The organism is Streptomyces sp. NPDC004542 (genome assembly GCF_040610035.1).
Lineage (GTDB): Bacteria > Actinomycetota > Actinomycetes > Streptomycetales > Streptomycetaceae > Streptomyces.
This window is the reverse complement of record NZ_JBEXLP010000120.1, coordinates 1-18,020: the sequence shown is the minus strand read 5'-3', so window position 1 is coordinate 18,020 and position 18,020 is coordinate 1. Positions and strand designations below refer to the sequence as shown.

General features: G+C 69.2%; 14 protein-coding genes. 4 read left to right on the top strand and 10 right to left on the bottom strand.

Annotation, left to right across the window (positions count from 1 at the left end; translation table 11 throughout):
- Positions 1-109 precede the first annotated feature (109 nt).
- Together ABZX30_RS34940 and ABZX30_RS34935 are read right to left on the bottom strand one after the other, a co-directional pair.
- Entirely contained in the window at positions 110-301 is a 192-nt protein-coding gene (locus ABZX30_RS34940) for a hypothetical protein (RefSeq protein ID WP_355941472.1), read from the bottom strand.
- Positions 302-312: 11 nt separating this feature from the next.
- Entirely contained in the window at positions 313-1,164 is an 852-nt protein-coding gene (locus ABZX30_RS34935) for a helix-turn-helix transcriptional regulator (RefSeq protein WP_355941469.1), read from the bottom strand.
- Positions 1,165-1,405: 241 nt separating this feature from the next.
- Between ABZX30_RS34935 and ABZX30_RS34930 the strand changes: the two genes are divergently transcribed.
- Positions 1,406-1,819 (top strand): ATP-binding protein, encoded by a 414-nt coding sequence (locus ABZX30_RS34930; protein ID WP_355941467.1) that lies wholly within the window; start codon positions 1,406-1,408, stop codon positions 1,817-1,819.
- Between the two features lie 10 nt (positions 1,820-1,829).
- On the opposite strand, the gene ABZX30_RS34925 is transcribed toward ABZX30_RS34930, so the two are convergent.
- The 6 genes from ABZX30_RS34925 to ABZX30_RS34900 all read right to left on the bottom strand — a co-directional run bounded on the left by ABZX30_RS34925 (position 1,830) and on the right by ABZX30_RS34900 (position 12,437).
- Positions 1,830-5,033 carry a type I restriction endonuclease gene (locus ABZX30_RS34925; protein ID WP_355941464.1) on the bottom strand — a complete coding sequence of 1,068 codons (3,204 nt, stop codon included), beginning with the start codon at positions 5,031-5,033 and terminating at the stop codon, positions 1,830-1,832.
- Between the two features lie 6 nt (positions 5,034-5,039).
- Positions 5,040-5,654 carry a DUF4276 family protein gene (locus tag ABZX30_RS34920; RefSeq protein WP_355941461.1) on the bottom strand — a complete coding sequence of 205 codons (615 nt, stop codon included), beginning with the start codon at positions 5,652-5,654 and terminating at the stop codon, positions 5,040-5,042.
- Complete coding sequence (locus tag ABZX30_RS34915; RefSeq protein WP_355941459.1) at positions 5,651-6,880, bottom strand: AAA family ATPase; 1,230 nt, start codon at positions 6,878-6,880, stop codon at positions 5,651-5,653. The genes ABZX30_RS34920 and ABZX30_RS34915 overlap by 4 nt, the downstream gene beginning before the upstream one ends.
- A 7-nt stretch (positions 6,881-6,887) precedes the next feature.
- Positions 6,888-8,168 (bottom strand): restriction endonuclease subunit S, encoded by a 1,281-nt coding sequence (locus ABZX30_RS34910; RefSeq protein ID WP_355941456.1) that lies wholly within the window; start codon positions 8,166-8,168, stop codon positions 6,888-6,890.
- Positions 8,165-10,231 carry a class I SAM-dependent DNA methyltransferase gene (locus ABZX30_RS34905; RefSeq protein WP_355941453.1) on the bottom strand — a complete coding sequence of 689 codons (2,067 nt, stop codon included), beginning with the start codon at positions 10,229-10,231 and terminating at the stop codon, positions 8,165-8,167. The genes ABZX30_RS34910 and ABZX30_RS34905 overlap by 4 nt, the downstream gene beginning before the upstream one ends.
- A gap of 79 nt (positions 10,232-10,310) precedes the next feature.
- Entirely contained in the window at positions 10,311-12,437 is a 2,127-nt protein-coding gene (locus ABZX30_RS34900) for an N-6 DNA methylase (protein ID WP_355941451.1), read from the bottom strand.
- A gap of 191 nt (positions 12,438-12,628) precedes the next feature.
- Between ABZX30_RS34900 and ABZX30_RS34895 the strand changes: the two genes are divergently transcribed.
- Together ABZX30_RS34895 and ABZX30_RS34890 are read left to right on the top strand one after the other, a co-directional pair.
- Positions 12,629-14,290, top strand: coding sequence for a TIGR04141 family sporadically distributed protein (locus ABZX30_RS34895; protein ID WP_355941448.1), 1,662 nt, complete (start codon positions 12,629-12,631; stop codon positions 14,288-14,290).
- Between the two features lie 138 nt (positions 14,291-14,428).
- The gene (locus ABZX30_RS34890; protein ID WP_355941445.1) at positions 14,429-15,355 is read left to right on the top strand and encodes a LysR family transcriptional regulator; all 927 of its coding nucleotides are present in this window, start codon (positions 14,429-14,431) and stop codon (positions 15,353-15,355) included.
- 186 nt (positions 15,356-15,541) lie between these two features.
- Here the strand turns inward: ABZX30_RS34890 and ABZX30_RS34885 are convergent, their stop codons facing one another.
- Positions 15,542-16,243: a FadR/GntR family transcriptional regulator gene (locus tag ABZX30_RS34885; RefSeq protein WP_355941442.1), complete on the bottom strand. Its 702-nt coding sequence runs from the start codon at positions 16,241-16,243 to the stop codon at positions 15,542-15,544.
- A 544-nt stretch (positions 16,244-16,787) separates the two neighbouring features.
- On the opposite strand from ABZX30_RS34885, the gene ABZX30_RS34880 reads away from it, so the two are divergent.
- On the top strand, positions 16,788-17,201 hold the full coding sequence (locus tag ABZX30_RS34880; protein WP_355941439.1) for an ATP-binding protein: 414 nt from the start codon (positions 16,788-16,790) through the stop codon (positions 17,199-17,201).
- A gap of 4 nt (positions 17,202-17,205) precedes the next feature.
- On the opposite strand, the gene cofC is transcribed toward ABZX30_RS34880, so the two are convergent.
- Positions 17,206-17,868, bottom strand: coding sequence for a 2-phospho-L-lactate guanylyltransferase (cofC, locus tag ABZX30_RS34875; protein ID WP_355941436.1), 663 nt, complete (start codon positions 17,866-17,868; stop codon positions 17,206-17,208).
- Positions 17,869-18,020: the final 152 nt, after the last annotated feature.

Here is an 18,020-nt window from a genome sequence, read left to right as displayed (position 1 = left end):
CTCAACGCGTTCCAGATCGCCTTCGAGGGCCGGCTCACCCCGGCCAACAACTGAACCTCAACAACCAAGATCAGCCGTTAAATTGACACACCCGTGCGCGTGGCGGGTCCTACAGCAGGTGGTCGGCCTTGCCGGCCTTGATGTCGGTGATGAGGGTGCGCAGGGCTTCGAGGGAGTCGGTCAGGTAGTGGTCCTCCTGGCCGGCGACGGCTATGTAGCCGTTGCCGTCGGCGTCGGTGCCGAGGCGGAAGCAGTTGCTCGCATCCTGGCAGAAGGGTGCTTCCCAGGTGATGTCAGGCATGGTGAACTCTCCTAAAGGGTTCGTGAAATGGTGTGCATGAGATCGAGGGTCTTCTTCGGTGGAAGCGCGATCCTCTGCATCTCGTCGAGTTGCAGACGGTACTTGCACAAGTGAGCTCCGGAATACAGGAATTCTCCCGCCGTCGTGCGGTCCAGCTGCACGGTGTCCAGCAGGGGTACCTGGCCGAGGGCGTAGAGGATCGCCTGCCCCGAACCGGGGAACACGCCGGCCGAGAACGGAATGGCCTGAATCGTGACGTTGTCGCGGTCTGCGGCTGCCATGAGGTGACCGAGCTGCTCTCGTAGCACCCCGCGTCCGCCGACTTCGATCCGCAGGGCGGCTTCGTGGACGATCACGACGTAGGCCGGAGCCCCGGGCCTGTCGATGGCTTGGTGCCGTTGCATGCGGTGGGCCACTCTGGCCTCGAACTCCTCGTCGGGCAGCGGCGGGATGGCGGCTCGGAAGAGAGCGCGCGCGTACGCCTCGCTCTGCAACTGTCCCGGCATGTGCGTCATCGTGCTGACACGCAGGCCCTGGGCGTGCCACTCCAGCTCGGCGATGTCCAAAAACGTCGCGGGCAGGAGGTCGCGATACTCCTCCCACCAGCCGCTCGTGCGGTCGCCGCACATGGCGACCAGTGCATTCACCAGAGCCTGGTCCGTGCACTCGTACCGGAAGGCGATGCGCCGGACACGCTCCGGGCTGACGCCGTGGCGTCCCGCCTCGGTGCTGGTGATTACGGTCCGCTTCGTGTCCAGCAGTACGGCGGCCTGTTCGGTGGACAGTCCCGCCCCTTCCCGTAGCTTGCGAAGCTCTGCCCCCAGGCGCTGCTGGCGTGCGGTCGGATTGCTCCTCGGCGGCATGCGTTCCCTCTCGTCGCGTGCGGATCAGTTTGCCGCGAAGCGAAGTTCGTTCCAACGGCCTTCCGGACTTGGTAGCACATGTACCCCCGTTGCTCTACTGTGAGTATCGCGCAAGTTACACACCGCAATGCCGGAAGCGCACCGCGCGAGCATGCCCGCCTGCCCTGGGACGGGTGTGTCCGCGACCAGGGCGGTAGGCCACCGGCGACCCCAAACCCTTCACATCGCAACGGAGTTCGCCATGCCCGAAGTCCCCCTCGTACCCGCCCACTGGCGCTTCCCCGCCCACCCCACCTCCGTACGGCGGGCCCGGCACGCCGTCGCCGAGTCGCTGCCGGACGTCCTTCGGCCCCACCTCGGCGACATTCTCTGCCTGTTGACGTCCGAGCTGGTCACCAATGCCATCCGCCACGGTGCCCGCCGGGAGGACGAGGACCTGATCGAACTCGTCGTGTGGCCCGCCGACGGGCACTACTGGCTCGCCGTCTCCGACCCTGGCACCGGCAAGCCGGTACTGGCCCAACCGGACACGGACTCCGAGAGCGGTCGGGGTCTGTTCCTCGTCGAAAGCCTGGCCACGGCCTGGACGGTCCGGCCCCGCCCCACGCGCGGAACGTCCGTGATCGCGGGCCTCTCGTTCCCCCCGGGCGGTTAGGCCCGGTGGGTCAGGCCGCCTCGTCGTCGATGTTCTCCTCCCGGCGGATCATCCGCCAGGCCGCCCGGCGCGCACTCTGGTTGAGTGACTGCTTGAAGCTGTCGTCGTGGCTGAAGTACTGGCGTCCCATGTCGGCGATGGTGTCGATGTGCTCGGCCATCTTGTCCTCGAAGACCTCGTCGAAGACGAGCCCGAAGTTCTCCTCGTCGTTGACCGCGGCCGCGCGGACCTTCGGGTCCGCCTTCGCCTCGGAGAACGGCGTGATCACGTCCTGTTCGGTGAAGTCCGTGCCGAACTTGTCGTTGAACTTCTCGATCAGCTCCGACAGCAGCGACTTCTCCTGCTCCTTGGCACCGCCCGTGCCCTCGCCGAAGCCGCGCAGCTCCGCCGCTCCCTCGGCGGTCAGGGAGAGGTCGTGCTCGCCGGTCTTCTGGATGCGCAGGTGGCTGAGGTCGACGTCCCCTATGTCCACGCCGCCGTCTCCGCGCCGCGGCAGACGGTTGAGGAGGTGGCGGCCGTAGAGGTAGAGGCATTCGAGGTCGGCGTCACGGTAGGGCACGATCTGCGAGAGGAAGCCGTACTTCCGTACGTAGTCGTTGAGGTCCGCGCGGAACTGCTCGGCGGTTTCGCGGGCGTCCTCGTCCGGGTCGCCGGCCTCGTCCCTGCGGTCCAGCAGTTCGGTGAACCGTCCGACGGCGGGCTCGAGATGCCGGTACAGCTCCGCGTGCAGCTTCTCCCAGCGGGCCACCGAGCCCGCAGCCTTCTCCTCGGCCGCCAGATAGGCGTCGGCGAACTCCCGCATCTCCTCCTCGACGAGGAGGTCGGGCCGCATGACCTTGCTCTGCGCGGTGTAGAGGAGGTTCGGGTCGGAGGGGAGGGTGTTGGCCTCCTCGAAGTACGGGCGGAAGGACTCCTTGATGTCCTCGGCGTCGTTGACGAAGTCCAGCACGGCCAGGTCCGCCTGTGACTTGCGGTCGGCGGTGCGGTTCAGCCGGGAGAGGGTCTGGACGGCGCTGATGCCCGCGAGCTTCTTGTTCACGTACATCGTCGTGAGGAGCGGCTGGTCGAAGCCGGTCTGGTACTTCTCGGCGACGACCAGGATGCGGTACTCGCGCTGTGTCGCCGTCCCGCCGGTGCGCACGGCCTTGTCGTCCTTGCGCGTGTACGCGAACGCCTTCGGCAGCGCGGACTCGGCGAGGCCGCCGTTCTCCTTCGGCTCGGTCGTCTCCTCGCCGTCGTACGTGAGGCTGCCGGAGAAGGCGACCAGGACGCCCGGGTCGGCGTACGCCTGGTCTTTGACGTACTTCTTGATCGCGCGGGCCATCTGCACGGCGCTTTGCCGGGAGGCGGTCACCACCATGGCCTTGGCCCGGCCGCCGAGCCGGCCGGCGGTGTGGGTGCGGAAGTGCTCGACGATCACGTGCGCCTGCTGCGTCACGGTGGAGTCGTGCGTGAGCGCGTACCGGGCGAGCAGCGGATTCGCCCGGGAGGGGTCCACCTCGCGCTCGTCCGGGTTCTTGTTCACCAGCTTCCAGTACGTGTCGTACGTGACGTAGGTGCACAGGGGGTCGAGAATGAAGCCTTCCTCGATGGCCTGGCGCATCGAGTACGTGTGGAAGGGGACGTACGTCGGCTTGCCGCCCACGCTCTCCAGGGTGCCGAAGAGTTCGAGCGTTTTGGCCTTGGGCGTGGCCGTGAAGGCGAAGTAGGACAGGTTCGCGGCCTTGCTGCGCTGGGCGGCCTTCCGGATGAGCTTGGCCTCGGTGGTGGCCTCCGCCGCTGCCTGCTCGGTGGCGCCGGGCTCGTCGGAGTCCGAGTCCAGGCCCAGGTCACGCAGGGCCGCGCGGACGGCCGTGGCCGCGTCGCCGGACTGCGAGGAGTGCGCCTCGTCCACGATGATCGCGAAGTTGTGGCCCTGGATCTCGGTGGGGTTGCGGCGCAGGTAGTCGATGAGGGCCGGGAAGGTGTGCAGCGTGACCGTGATGATCTTCCCGGTCTCCCGGGACAGCGCCTTGGCGAGCTGGTCGGACTTCGCGCCGTGCTTCTCGTCGATCTTCACGACCAGACCGGCGGTCTTCTCGAAACTGCCGACGGTCTCGCGCAACTGGGCGTCGAGGTTGCGGCGGTCGGTGATGATCACGACCTTGTCGAAGACGGGCGCGCCGGGCTTGAGTCCGGCGGCCAGGGCGTCGGGGTCGATCTCGGCGGGGTCGGTGGGCGTGTGCAGCGACGACAGGCGGTGCGCCAGCCAGCCGATGGTGTTCGACTTGCCGGAGCCGGCGGAGGCCATCCCCAGGTAGTGGTGACCGGCGCCGTGGCGGGCCGCGTGGCGGGCGAGCTTCGTGACGATGTCCCACTGGTGGTAGCGCGGGAAGATCAGCTTCCTGCGGGTCCGCCCGTCCGGGCCCTTCTCCTTGCTGAGGTGCACGAACCGCTCGATCAGGTCGAGCCAGGTGTCCCGCTCCCAGATCTGCTCCCAGAGGTACGAGGTCGCGTACGTCCCGGGGGCGGTGGGCGCCGGGTTCCCCGCGCCGCCGGGCCTCCCCGGGCCCTTGGAGCCGGTGTTGAACGGCAGGAACCGCGTCGGCTTGCCCCGCAGCTCCGGTGCGACGAACACCAGGTCCGTGTCGACGGCGAAGTTCGCGATCACACGCCGCGCGAAGATCAGCTCGCTGGGGTCGCGGGTCGTGCGGTACTGCTCCTTGGCGGCCTCCACGCCCTGGCGCGTGAGGGCGTTCTTCAACTCGGCGGTCGCCAGCGGGACCCCGTTGAGGAAGAGGGTGAGGTCGAGGCGCTTGCCCTTGTCCGCCTGCTTGGCGGCGTACTCCAGCTCCCTGACGAAGGTCAGCCGGTTCGCCCGGTAGTCGTCCAGCACCGCGTCCGACGCGACGAGCGACGGCTTGAAGTAGGCGAGCCTGATCAGGACGCCGTGGTCCTTCACACCCTTGCGGAGCACGTCCAGCACACCGTCGGTGCCGATCGCCTGGTCCACGCGCTTGGCGAACCCGGCCTGGGCGGTGTCGGGATCCCCGCCGTAGAGGGCGATCAGCTCGGCCCAGTCGCCGGCCTGGGTCCTGCCGACGAACTCGAAGAGCTGGGCGGTGTCCAGGCCGAGATGGGGGCGGTAGTGCTGGCGGTTTCCCTCACGCCAGCCGCGCTCCAGCAGGGCGGCGGTTATGGCGTTCCCGAAGGCTGCTTCGTCGTGGACGGGCATGAGCGGCTATTCCCCCCGCTTTCCGGTGACCAGGTAGGTGATGTCGCGGCAGAACTTCTCGAAGGACGGCGAGTTGACGCGGGCCAGGGCCAGATCCATGTCCTGGGTCAGCGCCGCCTGGTCCACACGGGGGCGGTACCGCACTCCGTCGCGCCGGTGGTGGGTCAGCCAGCCCTTGCAGTCGCGTAACGTCTCGCTGTTGGGCGGGACCTCCAGATCCTCGGTGAGACCCGCCCGACCGCCGAGCGAAGGCGCCGACGCGAGGAACCACGCCTCGAACTCCCGGTTCGCCAGCACGACGGCCGTCCGGCGGTCCGGGCGGGCGGCCTCGGCCCGGGCCAGCAGCGAAGGCCCGAGGCTGGCCGGGCAGTCGTCGTCGGCGTCGATCACGACCAGGATGCCCCCGGGGTGGTCGGCGGGCACGCGTCGAGCCTGGGCCTCCACGGCGGCTTCCAGACCGCCCGGCCGGACGAGCCGGCCGCGGTCGACCAGGAAGGGCGGCTGGATGTCCGCGTCCCAGATCTCCGCCTCGTACATCAGCCGCCGCAGGAGCACGGGCAGTGCGCTGATCTCGCCCTCGCCCTCGACGACAGAGGCGATCGTGACCCTCTGGTGGCTCACTCCGCACCCTCCGGCTCGGCTGGGGGTTCGACGACCGGGCGCAACTGGTCGGAACGCAGCAGTTCGGCCGTGGTGGCCAGGCCGTCGGCGACGATCGACCGGCTCACCGGGTCCACTTCGCCGATCACCGTCACCCCGTGCTCGGCGGCGACCACGCGGATGGCCGACAGATCGGCCTCCTTGCGGTCGAACAGCTCCGCGCTCTGTGTGGTGGCGAGGATCTGCACGTGCTCGCTGGCTTCCGTGAGCGCGTCGTAGAGAGCCCCGGCCGCGAGTGGGTGCAGCGCGAGTTCGGGCTCTTCGACGGCGACAAGCGGAATCCAACCCTCACGGGCCTCGGGCTGGAAGAGCGCGGTCAGCAGACCGATGGCCCGGATGGTCCCCTCCGACATGGACTCGGCCCGGAACACGTGCGGTTCGGTCTCGCCGTCGATGGCGAAGTTGATCCGGGCTGCGATGTAGTCGGCGGAGGGATCAGTGGGGCCGACGTCCACGACGCCGGGCACGATCACCCCGAGGTACTGCGAGATGCGCTGACGCTCCTCATCTCCGAGAGCGGCCAGGGCGGGGCCGAGGTCGCCGCCGTCTTCGCCCAGGGCTCCGGCGGTCGGGGTGTTCGGGTTGGCCTTGCGTAGATTGGCCAGGTCCGGGCTGTAGAAGAACATCTCCGTGAGCGTCCCGTGAAGTTCACCGAACGGCTCTGTGTCAGACACTCGTGGAAGTTCCAGCACACTCTGACGACGTCCCGTTCCCGCACGGTCTCGCACCACGAAGAGCTCGGTGCCAGTCTCGCCCTTGGCGCCAGGGTGACGCATTTCGCAGAACTCACGCTTGATACGGACACCAGACCCCGCATCTCGCCCCGCCCTGGTGGGGGTTGGCGGTGCCAGGGTGATCTCGTACCACCCCACCCAGGTCTCCCCGTCGGGGGTGGTCGCCGGCAGGTGGAACTCCAGACCGATGGTGCAGGAGGTCGCCGGCTCCGGGACCCGGCGCAGCACCTCCTCCCACCCGCCGCGTGCCGCCACGGCCTCGGCTGGGCCCTGCGCGAGCGCATCACGGACGAAGCGCAGGGCGTCGAGGAAGTTCGACTTGCCTGCGGCGTTCAGCCCGAGCAGCACGGTGAACCGGCCGAGAGCCACGTCGCAGTGAGCGATGGACTTGTAGTTCTCGACCCGGACACGGGTGATGAACGGCAGTGGGCGGTGAAGCGCGGCGGAACTCATGGCGCGATCATTCCTCGATCCCCCGCCCGCTGGCGGTGGACACGTCGATCTGTCCGGTGACGGCGGCGGTGATCAGCGCTTGGCGGCGCTCGGTGAGGAGGTCGATTTGACGTGTGAGGGTCGAGCGAAGCGCGTTGACTTGCTCACGACTGCGATTAACCCTTTCGATAAAGTTTCGCTGCTCCGTCAAATCGGCAATAGGAATGGGCCACGCTTTGACCTCGTCAAACCGAATATTAGCCATCGACTGTGAGGCTCCATTTGAAGTCGCAGAACAAAGAGACCGGATTCGAGTTCCCCGGGCTACCGCCGCTACGTATTCCGGCTCCAAGTCGTGCCTCAGTCGGACGCGGAAGATCTTGTCTGAAAGCAACAACTTGCTTCGAACCTTGGGCACCACGGCCGTAGACCCGACCAGTTGAGGTGTATTGGCTCGTGTGATAAGCAAGTCCCCTTCGTGTACTTCGCTGCGCCTCAGGGGCTGTTCGGAGGTAGGGAGGCGCTTGTTTTCGTGAGCGAGGAATTCACCTGGGCGAAGGCAGCTCACTTTGAGTACGCCCCATTCATCCTCGCCAGCTGGGATGGCGTCGCACTGCGGGCTACTTCCTTGGTCGACTCCCCAAAGGAAACGGCGAAGCGGTACCACTCCCGACCGGGCACTCTGCTCGTCGATGGCAATATCCAACTGCGCGACTTCACGTTCCTCTAGGCGAGTCGCGATCCCGCGCTGCAGTGAGATCAGCCGCTCTACATGCCCAGTTTCGGCGTCAAGGAACTCGACGATGCGGCGCTGGTCGGCCACCGAAGGTACTGGAACCCTCAGTTGCTCAATATCCGGCATGTAAATCGTCTTGTGGGTGGACCCCGTCGAAATTCGCTTGAGATCCGGAGCCATTGCCCTGAGGCAATGGAGGAGAAATCTGGGATCCAGCTTGGGTCCGCACGTCCATGTGGCAAAATCCTGACTCGTCGCCATATCTGCACCCATGATGGCGGAAAAGCCCACTGATGCGGTACGCGAGAGGATCACAGTGCCGGCTGGATGTTTTACCGCTGCCGAATTGGCCAAACCCAGCGTACTGACCTTTTCTTTTGTCTCCGTAATGACATCGGTGGTGCCGCTGCGCAACTGCCATACATCTGCCAGAGTGATCCAGGGAACCGTACAGTTGTCCCAGTATTCGGGCACGCTCCGGCTGGGCGTGTGCCCGGAACCCAGCCGGGCAACAAGCCGAATCGGCACGGTGGGCCAGTGGGATCCTTCAAGCCAGGGGGCGACAGCAGTCACTTCGTGACCTCCCCGAGCAGCGCCTGGATCTCGCCCTCCAGAGCCTTCAGCTCCGCGTCGATCTCCGCCAGCGGCCGTGGCGGCTTGTACACATAGAAGTGCCGCGTGAACGGGATCTCGTAGCCGATCTTCGTCTTGCTGTGGTCGATCCACGCGTCCTGGACGTGCGGCAGCACCTCCCGCCGCAGGTACTCCTCCACGTCCTCCTCCAGCGGCACGTTCTCGTAGTCCCGCAGCTCGGGATCCGGTTCCGGCTCGCCCTTGACGCGCTGGACCTCGCCCTCCGGGTCCCGTACGCCGACCGCCTCCCGGAGTGCCTTGGCGAACGGCGCGCCCGTCGGCCACAGCAGGCCGGCCGCGACGACCGCGTCCTTGAGGTCGATCCACGCGTCGGACTTCGTCGTCCAGGACTTGCCGACGAGCGGGCGCAGTGCCGCCGCGAAGGCCTCGGCGTCCGTGGCCCGGGTGATCGGCTTGGAGGCGGTGAGGGCCGCCAGTGTCTCCTCCGTCACCTCGAAGCGGAGCTTCAACGGACGTTCGACGGTGATCCGGCGGTACCCGAAGTCCTCGTTGCGGAAGACCTTGATCTTCCCGGCCCGGTCGGCCAGGTCGTGGCCGCCGCCCCTCTCCGCCGCGTCGACGACCGCCAGCGCCTCCGTGTAGAGCCTCGTGATCTCGGAGATGTGCTGCTCGCCCAGTTCCTTGCGCTTGTCGCCGAGCGACTTCCGCATTTTCCGCCAGTAGTCGCGCGCGTCCAGCAGGACGACCTTGCCGCGCCGGTCCCTGGCCTTGCGGTTGCTGAGCACCCAGAAGTACGTGGAGATGCCGGTGTTGTAGAAGAGCTGGTCGGGGAGGGCGACGATGCCCTCCAGCCAGTCGTTCTCCAGGATCCACTGCCGGATCCTGGACTCACCCGACTCCGCCGCTCCCGTGAACAGAGGGGAGCCGTTGAAGACGATCGCGATCCGGCTGCCGCCCGCGCCCGACGCGTCCACCGGCTTCATCTTCGAGATCATGTGCTGGAGGAAGAGCAGCGAACCGTCGTTGATGCGCGGCAGGCCGGCTCCGAACCGCCCGCTCTCACCGAGGCGTTCGTGCTCCTCCTCGACGGTGTCCTTGACCTTCTTCCACTCCACGCCGAACGGCGGGTTGGCCAGCAGGTAGTCGAAGGTGGCTCCGGTGTGGCCGTCGTCGCTGAACGAGTTGCCGAACTTGATGTTCTCCGGGTCCTGGCCCTTGATCATCATGTCCGACCGGCAGATGGCCCAGGACTCGGGGTTGAGTTCCTGACCGAAGACCTTGACCGTGGCGTCCGGGTTGAGGGCCGTGATGTGCTCCTCGGCCGCGCTGAGCATGCCGCCGGTCCCGCAGGCCGGGTCCATGACCGTGCGCACGGTGCCCGGCAGCGCCAGCGCGTCGCTGTCCGGTGCGACGAGCAGGTTGACCATCAGCCGGATGACCTCCCGCGGTGTGAAGTGCTCACCGGCCGTCTCGTTGGACTGCTCGGCGAAGCGCCGGATCAGTTCCTCGAAGACGTAGCCCATCTGGTGGTTGGAGACGATCTCGACGGGCCTGCCGTCCTCGCCGAGTACGACGTTGCCGTCGTCGTCCCTCTTCACCGGCCGCAGGTCGAGGTCGGCGAACCGTCCGACCACCTGGTAGAGCAGGTCCGCCGCGTCCAGCCGTTTGATCTGCTGGGCGAAGTCGTACCGCTCCAGGACCTCCCGGGCGTTGGGGGAGAAGGCGCCGTAGTACTCGTTGAGGTACTTCGCCGCGTGAGCGGCGTCGCCCGCGATGGCCTTCAGCGTGTAGGCGCTGGTGTTGTAGAAGCTGTGGCCGGACGCCTTGCGCAGGAAGCGGTCGGGGTTGATGTCCTGGTCCTCGTAGCGGGCGGCGACCTCCAGGACCTTGGCCTTGGTCGGGGCGAGGACACACTCCAGGCGCCGCAGCACGGTGAACGGCAGGATCACCTTGCCGTAGTCGGACTGCTTGTAGTCGCCGCGCAGGAGGTCGGCGACCGACCACGCGTGGTTCGCCAGTTCCGTGTGCTTGCTGCTGTTCAACTCTGTCCTTCCGGAGTCTCGCCGTCCCCGAGGGGCGGAGAGGTCAAGTCTGGCCGTTCGCGTTGCCGGGCCGCAGGTTTCACGCCGATCCGTGACCGTGCGGCAACAGCGCGCCGCCGGTCAGCCCGGTGCCGAGGAGACGTGTGACGTCCTCGGCGGCCCGGGCGGCGCGGCGGGCGGCGCTGCGCAGCTCGTGCAGGTGGCGGAAGGCGGCGCCGTAGCGCTGCTGTTCGGCGAGGGGGAGCAGGGGAACGCGCAGCCGCCGGGGGTCCACCCGGATGATGGACGTGCCGGTGGCCGCGGCGTTGACGTTCTGCTCCGCTGCGAGGAACCCGGCCAGGAACCAGGGGTCCAGCCGACGCCGGTCCGGGCGGAAGAGCAGCAGGTGGGGCCCGAGGAAGCAGCCCGCCTCGCCCGGCTCGGCGACCCGGGCCACGGCGGAGCGTCCCACCCGGAGCATCTCGGTGAGCAGCACGTCACCTTCCTGGATCACGGGGAGGGCGACGCCGGTGGGAAGGTCCGCTTCCGTGCCGGAGGCGGGTCGGTTCTCCATGACGTCGGTGGCCGTGAGCGCCGGGCGTCCGCCGGGTTCCGGGCCGGGCTGCGGCAGCGGCTGGCCGCTGCGGGTCCGGCGGCCTGGGGGCGCGGTGTGAAGAAAACTGAGAGCTCCGCCGCGGAGAAGATCCGCGACCGTCGCGGTGCGCCAGTCGCGCGGTCGGTCCTCGGCCGGTGGCCAGTCGCCGTCGGCGCTGAGGCCGGTCAGGTCTTGTGTGGCCTGATGTAGTCGGTCGTACAGCTCCGATGCCTGCCGGGCCAGTAGGGCGGGGCGAAGCGTCTGCCGGGAAGCCGTCCGGATGTGGCGGGCCGGGGTCAGGTCCACGGCCTCGTTGAGGAGGTCGGTGATCGGCACGGCCCCGGCGATGCCGGAGGCTCCTGCGAAGCCGTCCTGGTCGGCGAGGTAGGGCCGCCACGCAGAGAGCACGGTGTCGTGGACGGTGGCCCAGTCGAGATCCCGGTCCCGGTGCTCGGCGGCGGCGTCGACGAGCAGGACCGTACCCGGGGCTTCGGCCTGGGGATCGGGCCGTTCGAGAACCCAGAGGTGCAGGCCGATGTGGAGTGGGGTGGCCGCGCCCTGGGGAAGCGACACGACCGCGCGGAGGGCTCCGTCGCGTACGAGTTGAGCCCGGATACGCCGGCCGGCGGTACGCTCCGCGACGGCGGGCGGCATGAGAAGCACGGCACGGCCGCGGGGAGCCAGGTGGGCCAGGGAGTGCTGGACCCAGGCGAGTTCGGGCTCGCCCTTGGGCGGCACGCCGTAGGCCCAGCGCTGGTCGTACGCCAGCTCCTCGTGCCCCCAGTCGCGGACCCCGTACGGAGGATTGCACAGGACGGCGTCCACGGTGAGGCCCTTGAAGGCGTCGGAGCGCAGACTGTCCCCGGTACGGACGGAGATCGCCGCCTCAGGCGTGCTCAGCCGGAGCCGGACGGCGGCCTGGGCGGCCTGGGCGACCAGGACGTCCTGGCCGTGCAGTTCGGTCGCGCCCGCGGATGCCGCCGCGGCCAGCAGAGATCCGGTGCCGCACGCGGGGTCGAGAACGCCCGGGGGAAAGGCGTCCGCGCTGTCGGCCAGGAGTCGGGCCATGAGGTCGGCCAAGGGGCGCGGCGTGACGTAGGTGCCGGTGCTCCCGGTGTCCTCCAGCAGGCGTTCGGCCAGGACGTCCGCCGCGGCCTCGGCGCCATCCATGACGACGCATCGCACCAGGGCCCTCAGCGGCCCGGTCACATCGGCGCTGTACGCGGGGCTCTCGATTCCGGGAATGTCGTCCGCTCCGTCGTCCGCGGCCGACCGGACCCATCGCAGCAGTGCGTCGTCACGTAGTTCGGGAAGGGCCTCGCGCTCTCTCGGGCCCAGCCGGGCGGCCGCGAGTACCGCGGGGAGCAGGCGCAGGGGCAGTTCGCCGTCGCCTGGGTGCGTACGCAGTGCGGTGCGGAGTTCGTCCGCCGGTGTGTCCTCGGGGAGTTGACCGCGGGCGGAGAGCCAGGCGCGTACCGCCTCGAGGTCGTAGGTCGGGCTGGCGTCCGTGCCTCCCGCCGGGGCCGGGAAGTCCGGGTGCCGGCGACGCCAGTTGCTCACCGTGGCGCGGGTGACCCCGGCCAGCCGGGAGATGTCGGCGGCGGTCACGAGGGCGCTGGCCTGCTGGTTCATGGGCTCCTGCCGGTGACGTGGGGACGGGCGTGCTGGACGACCCTCACTCTATACCGGGATCACCTCGACGTGAAGTGTTTGACAGTGCTTTCAGTTGCCGCTCTACTGGAGATGCTTTCACCTCGCACCCCGGTCTCCCCGGGGCTCCCGGGCTCGCCCTGCCCACAACACCTTCGCAACGGAGCGGCACCATGGCCACGAGCACGTCCAGCACGTCCAAGCGCACCCTGTACCGGCTCACGGGGGTCGCTCCCACGGTCGACGCGATGTTCGACGTCCTCGACCCGGAGCGGCTCGAAGCAGTCGATGCCGAACTGCACTTCCCGGCGGAGCGGTTGGGTGTTCCGGCGTTACTGGTCACGGGCAGCTTCGAGCAGCAGGTGGCGAGCTGGTGCGGCGAGATCAACCGCACGACCGGGTGCGAGGTGTCGCGGCCGGTGAACCGGTCGGCCGGGCTGCTGATGCTCGCGGTCGACGGCGAGGTGTACGCCATCGGCTACGACCAGGGGTTCCGGCTGGTGCCCGACCGTGTCAAGGACCACCGGTTCGGACTGGGTTTCGTGATCCGCAGGGTGGACCCCGCGCAGATCCGCGACCTGGTCTCCCATACGCCGGGCGGCGGACGGACCGACATCACCCTTGTGCCCCAGGGCACTCCGGTCTGGAGCCTGGGCGTCCAGGAGCACGCGCAGATCGTGCGCCGGCTGGGCGGCCGGCTGGACGGGATCCAGCTCACCATCGCCAAGGACAACCGAACGAAGATCTCCAGCGTCGAGGGCGGTACCGGACTGCGGATGCGGCTCGGCGTCGACGCCGCGGACCTGGTCGCGGACATCCGGGCCATCGCCCGTGTCCTCCGGGACGAGGTCCCGAGCCCGGAGCTGGAATTCGTCGAGCACATCGTCCCCGTCAAGGACGACGGCCTCGTCACGCGACTGGAGGAGCGGCTCGACGACATGCTCGGCGAGCAGCCGGACGGACGTATCGCGGTGGCCGTCCCGTCCGACCACTGGGACGACTACGCCGCCGCCCAGGTGTTCGCCACCAGGATCAGCCGCTCGGAGGCCTACCCCACCGACGACTTCAGCCTGGAGTACGTCCTGGGCCGGGCGCGTGTGCACGGGCCGGGACGGCGCTTCGCCGCGCTCCGGGACGGCACCGTCACCCTCTACTCGCACACCCGGGCAGCGAAGGGCGACGTCATCTGGACGTCGAACGTGCTGCGCTGGATCGAGGCGGAGGTGGCGCTCGGCCCCCGCCGGTTCTTCCTGCTGGACGGGCAGTGGTACGAGATCGGCGAGGTGTACCTGGAGGCGATCCGTTCCCAGGTGGAGCGGCTCATCACCGGCACGCCCTCGGTCGACCTCCCGGCCTGGGTGCTCGGGGACACGGAGCGGACGTACAACGAGTCGGTGCCCGATCTGCGGCCCGGGTACGTCTGCTTCGACCGGGACAACGTCCGGACCGCGCTGCACCGGGGCAACGGCGTGGAGATCTGCGACCTGCTGAGCCCGGACGACGTCCTCGTCATGGTGAAGCGGGCCAAGGGCTCCGACGCGCTGAGCCACCTGTTCGGCCAGGCGGTGGTCGCCGTCCAGACCCTGCTGCACTCGCCGGAGGCCATGGACGGGTTCGCCCGGAAGGTGGCCGCGGCCCGGCCTGGCCGGGCCCTGCCGGAGGGCTTCCGGCCCGCGAAGCTCGTCTTCGCGATCCTGCTGAAGAACGGAACCGCCCTCTCCGCCGACACCCTGTTCCCCTTTTCCCAGGTCACCCTCGTGCAGACGGCCACGATGCTCGAGGCGTGGGGAGTCGAAGTCGAGGTCATCGGGATTCAGGGTTCGCCGCCCAGGTGAAGGCGGCCACCTGCGGCTCCGCCACGGCCGGCGACGTCTGCCGGGGCCCGGCCCTCCCGCGGTATCCGGCCGCGATGCCCGATGAATGACTGCGAACATTCCTGGACATGGCGGGCTGCTGTTGCCGAGGATGACTGTGTGGAACTGCGGCAGCTGAAGTACTTCGTCGCCCTCGCCGACACCGGCAACTTCGCCCGGGCGGCCGAACGCGAGCACATCACGCAGTCCGCGCTGAGCCAGCAGATATCCCGGCTCGAAAGAGAGCTGGGTCTCGTCCTCTTCGAACGCACCTCACGCGGCACCCGGCTGACCGAGGCCGGGACGGTGCTGCTGGCGCATGTCCGGGCCGTTCTGGCCGAGACGGAGCGGCTGAAGGGCGAGGCACGCTCGCTGGCCGGCGGGCAGCGGGGCCTGCTCCGGGTCGGGTCGCCGACGTACGCGGTCAGCAGCGCGGGACGCAAGGGAGTGATGGCCGCGGTCGCCCGGGAGCTGCCGGGGGTGGAGATCCGGTTCGAGAACGCCTGGAGTCCCCAGCTCTTCCAGCGGCTGCGGGACGGAGAGGTCGACGTCACCTTCGCCATGCTGGGCGCGGAGGAGCCGGAACTGGAGATCTTCGTGGTGCAGGACAGCCCTGCCCGGTTGGTCGTGCCCGCCGGCCATCCGCTCGCGGACCTGCCGGTGGTGTCCGCCGCCGATCTGCGCGGTACCAGGGTGCTGCTGTATCCGCACAGCCTGAACGCCTGGATGTTCGACACGATGTCCCTGCCGCTGTCCCGCGTGGGCGCGGAGTTGGAAGGCGTACGGGAGACCACGCTGCCGGCGGTGCTGGAGCAGGTCAGACAGGGAGGCGATGCCGTTTTTCCCGCGGTCGCCTGGGAGGTGCACCTGCTGCACCCGGACACGCTCGCCGGGCTGGTGGTGCTGCCCACGACGGGGGAGCCGGGCCTTCGGTACAGTCTCTGGCTCGCGCGGCGGAGGGCCGACACCTCGCCCCTGGTCCAGGAGTTCTGGCGGATCGCCCGGAAGGCCGTGGCGGCGCAGGGGCCCGGCGGATACCAGGAGTGAGCGTCCTCGAGCGTGTGAAGCCGCGCACGGCGGCAGCGGGGTCCGCCGCGGACCGGGTGGCGCGGTCAGGAGCGCAGCCGTCCTGCCGTGTCCGAGGGGCCCCGGCAGGACCCCTGTGACCACGCGGGCGGCAGAGGGCGCACGGGCGCGGTGCGGCGGTCCCGCAGCCGTGGCACGTGGCCGCTCTCACTCGTCCGCGGAGGTCACCGCGCTCAGGAAGCCCACCTCGTCGAACATCTGCTGTGCGATGGTTCCGGCGGCTTCCCGGTCCCGGTCCGCCACCGCCTGGGCGAGTGCGCGGTGCAGACGCTCCAGTTCGGGATCTTCGGGCAGCGAGGCCGTCTGTGCGATCGAGTCCTCCATGCTCTGTCCGATGGCCTGGTACAGCTTGGCGAGAAAGGGGTTCCCGCTCGCCCGCACGAGGGTGCTGTGGAATCTCAGGTCCGCGTGGACGTAGGCCGCGGCGTCCAGTGCCCGGTTGGCCCGCGCCCGCATCTCCAGAGCCCCGGTGAGATCGTCGATGTCCGCGTCGGTGCGGTTGTCCGCCGCCCTGACCGCGGCGGCGACCTCCAGGATCGAGCGGACGTCGAGGGCCTGTTCCAGTCCGCCGGCGGTGCGCCCACGCATCAGCAGTGCGGTCAGTTCGTCCTGGGCGCGCACATAGGTGCCGTCGCCCACCTTGGGCTGCAGAAGTCCTGCGACGCTCAGAGCCCTCAGCGCCTCTCGAACGGTGCCCCTGCTCACCCCGAGATCCGCGGCCAGCTGAAGCTCCCCGGGGATCTTGGAGCCCACCGCCCACGTCCCGTCGTCGATCAGGGAACGGAACTGATCGGCTACCTGCAGTACCAGCGGTGTCTGGCGCACCGGGGACGCCATTCGCTCACTCATCGCCCTCCCTCGTGTGCATATGTATGACATTTCCATTCTACTGTGCGACGCACCCGGGGAGCGGCAGCGGACACCGGCCGGAGCCCAGCCGTGTTCATGGCTGCGACGTCCCGCCTTCAGCTCGGCTTATGACCTCATACGGGATCGGTTCTGTCCCCTGGAGGAGGCGGGTGGCTCACTGGAACCACATGAGGCCGGAATCCCATGGATCGGCGATCCGCCGCCCCGGATCACACCTCACCGGGTGGTGACCGTCGGGGGCGACGGGGGCGCGGTCGTGTACGGACACCCGTGCGGCACTCGGCGACGCCTCCCGGGACCCCGCACAGGTCGAGGAGCCCGCAGGACGGAGTACCCGTTCGGCGACCACCTCCCCGGCGGTCGCCGAACGGTCCGCGGGAACGGTCCGCGGTCCTCCCAGGAACAGAAACCCGCACCCGCACCCGCACCCGCACCTCAGGAGGTGCACATGAGTACCTTGGAAGCATCCCTTTCGGAAGACGCCGGGCGCACCGCCGGCCCTCGCCGGTCCGCCACGTGCCGCATGAGAGCTTCGGCCCGTGCCGTCTCCGCGTTCAGGGCCTTCGCCCGTGAGACCTGCCAGGGCTGGAGCCTGCCGACCGAGACGGAGGACGCATTGGTGATCATCGTCAGTGAGCTGGCCACCAACGTGCATCTGCACAGCGGCAGTCCCGATGTCTCGCTCCGGCTTCTCGACGAAGAGGCGTCGATCCGGATCGAGGTGTTGGACCAAGGACGGTGGCGGCCGCGGGCGGCCCGGCGCGACGAGGGGCCGGCGACCAGCGGTCGCGGGCTGCGACTTGTCCAGGCGTACGCGACGGGTATGCGGGTCCACCGAAGTGACGGGGGCACCTGTGTGACCGCCCAGGTCGCCCGGGGCGCCGAGGGCGCCGGGGGCGCCGGGGGCGCCGGGGGCGCCGGGGAACACACGCCCTGAACCGTCAGCCCCGGCCGGTCACGGCGTCATCGCGCCGACCGGGGTGAACGGCGAGCAGTTCCGCGGTGTGAGCGCCGACGCCGAAGTCGGCCGCAGCCCCCAGATCCTCGATCGTGTCCACGTCGAGCCGGGCACTGGGCGCATGCCGCAGCCGCAACTCCACCGCCCCCGAGTCCAGATGGCGCCGCCGGGACGGCCCCTCGAACGCCGGTCGCAAGCGATGTCCGCGCTGGGCGGTCAGCACCGTCGTGCCCCTGTCCGTGTGGTCGGCGACGAACGCGCGCGGGTGGTGGTGGGCCGCTCGCAGTACCGTGTCCAGGTCCGCCGCGCGAAGACACGGCAGATCGGCCGTGACGACGGCCACGGCCGAACCGGCGCGTGTCCGCCGGGCGCTCGTGACACCCCGCACGATGGCGCGGTTGAGCCCCCCGCCGGACGCGTCGTGCACCACCTCCGCGTTCCTGCTCACCGCGTCCGCTGCCGCGTCCTCACCGCCGGTCACCACAATGACGCGTGACACCGAGAGCGCGCTCAGCACCGCGTCGAGCGTGTCCAGGAAGAACGCGCGCGCCAGACGCTCCCGGTACACGGTCGCGGGGCCGAGACGGGATTTCCCGACCGAGAACGGCTTGACCGGGATGATCGCCGTCCACGTTTCCCCTCTCACGGGCTCCTGTCCCCCTCCAGCACCGGCAGCAGTTCCGGCAGGTGTCCGTCCGAGGCTGCCGCCGCTCGCTGTCGTTCCTGCGGTACCTCGCCGTAGAGGGTGGTGCGGGGCCGGGCGGGGCGGCCCGCGGTGTCCGCGACCGCGATCAGGTC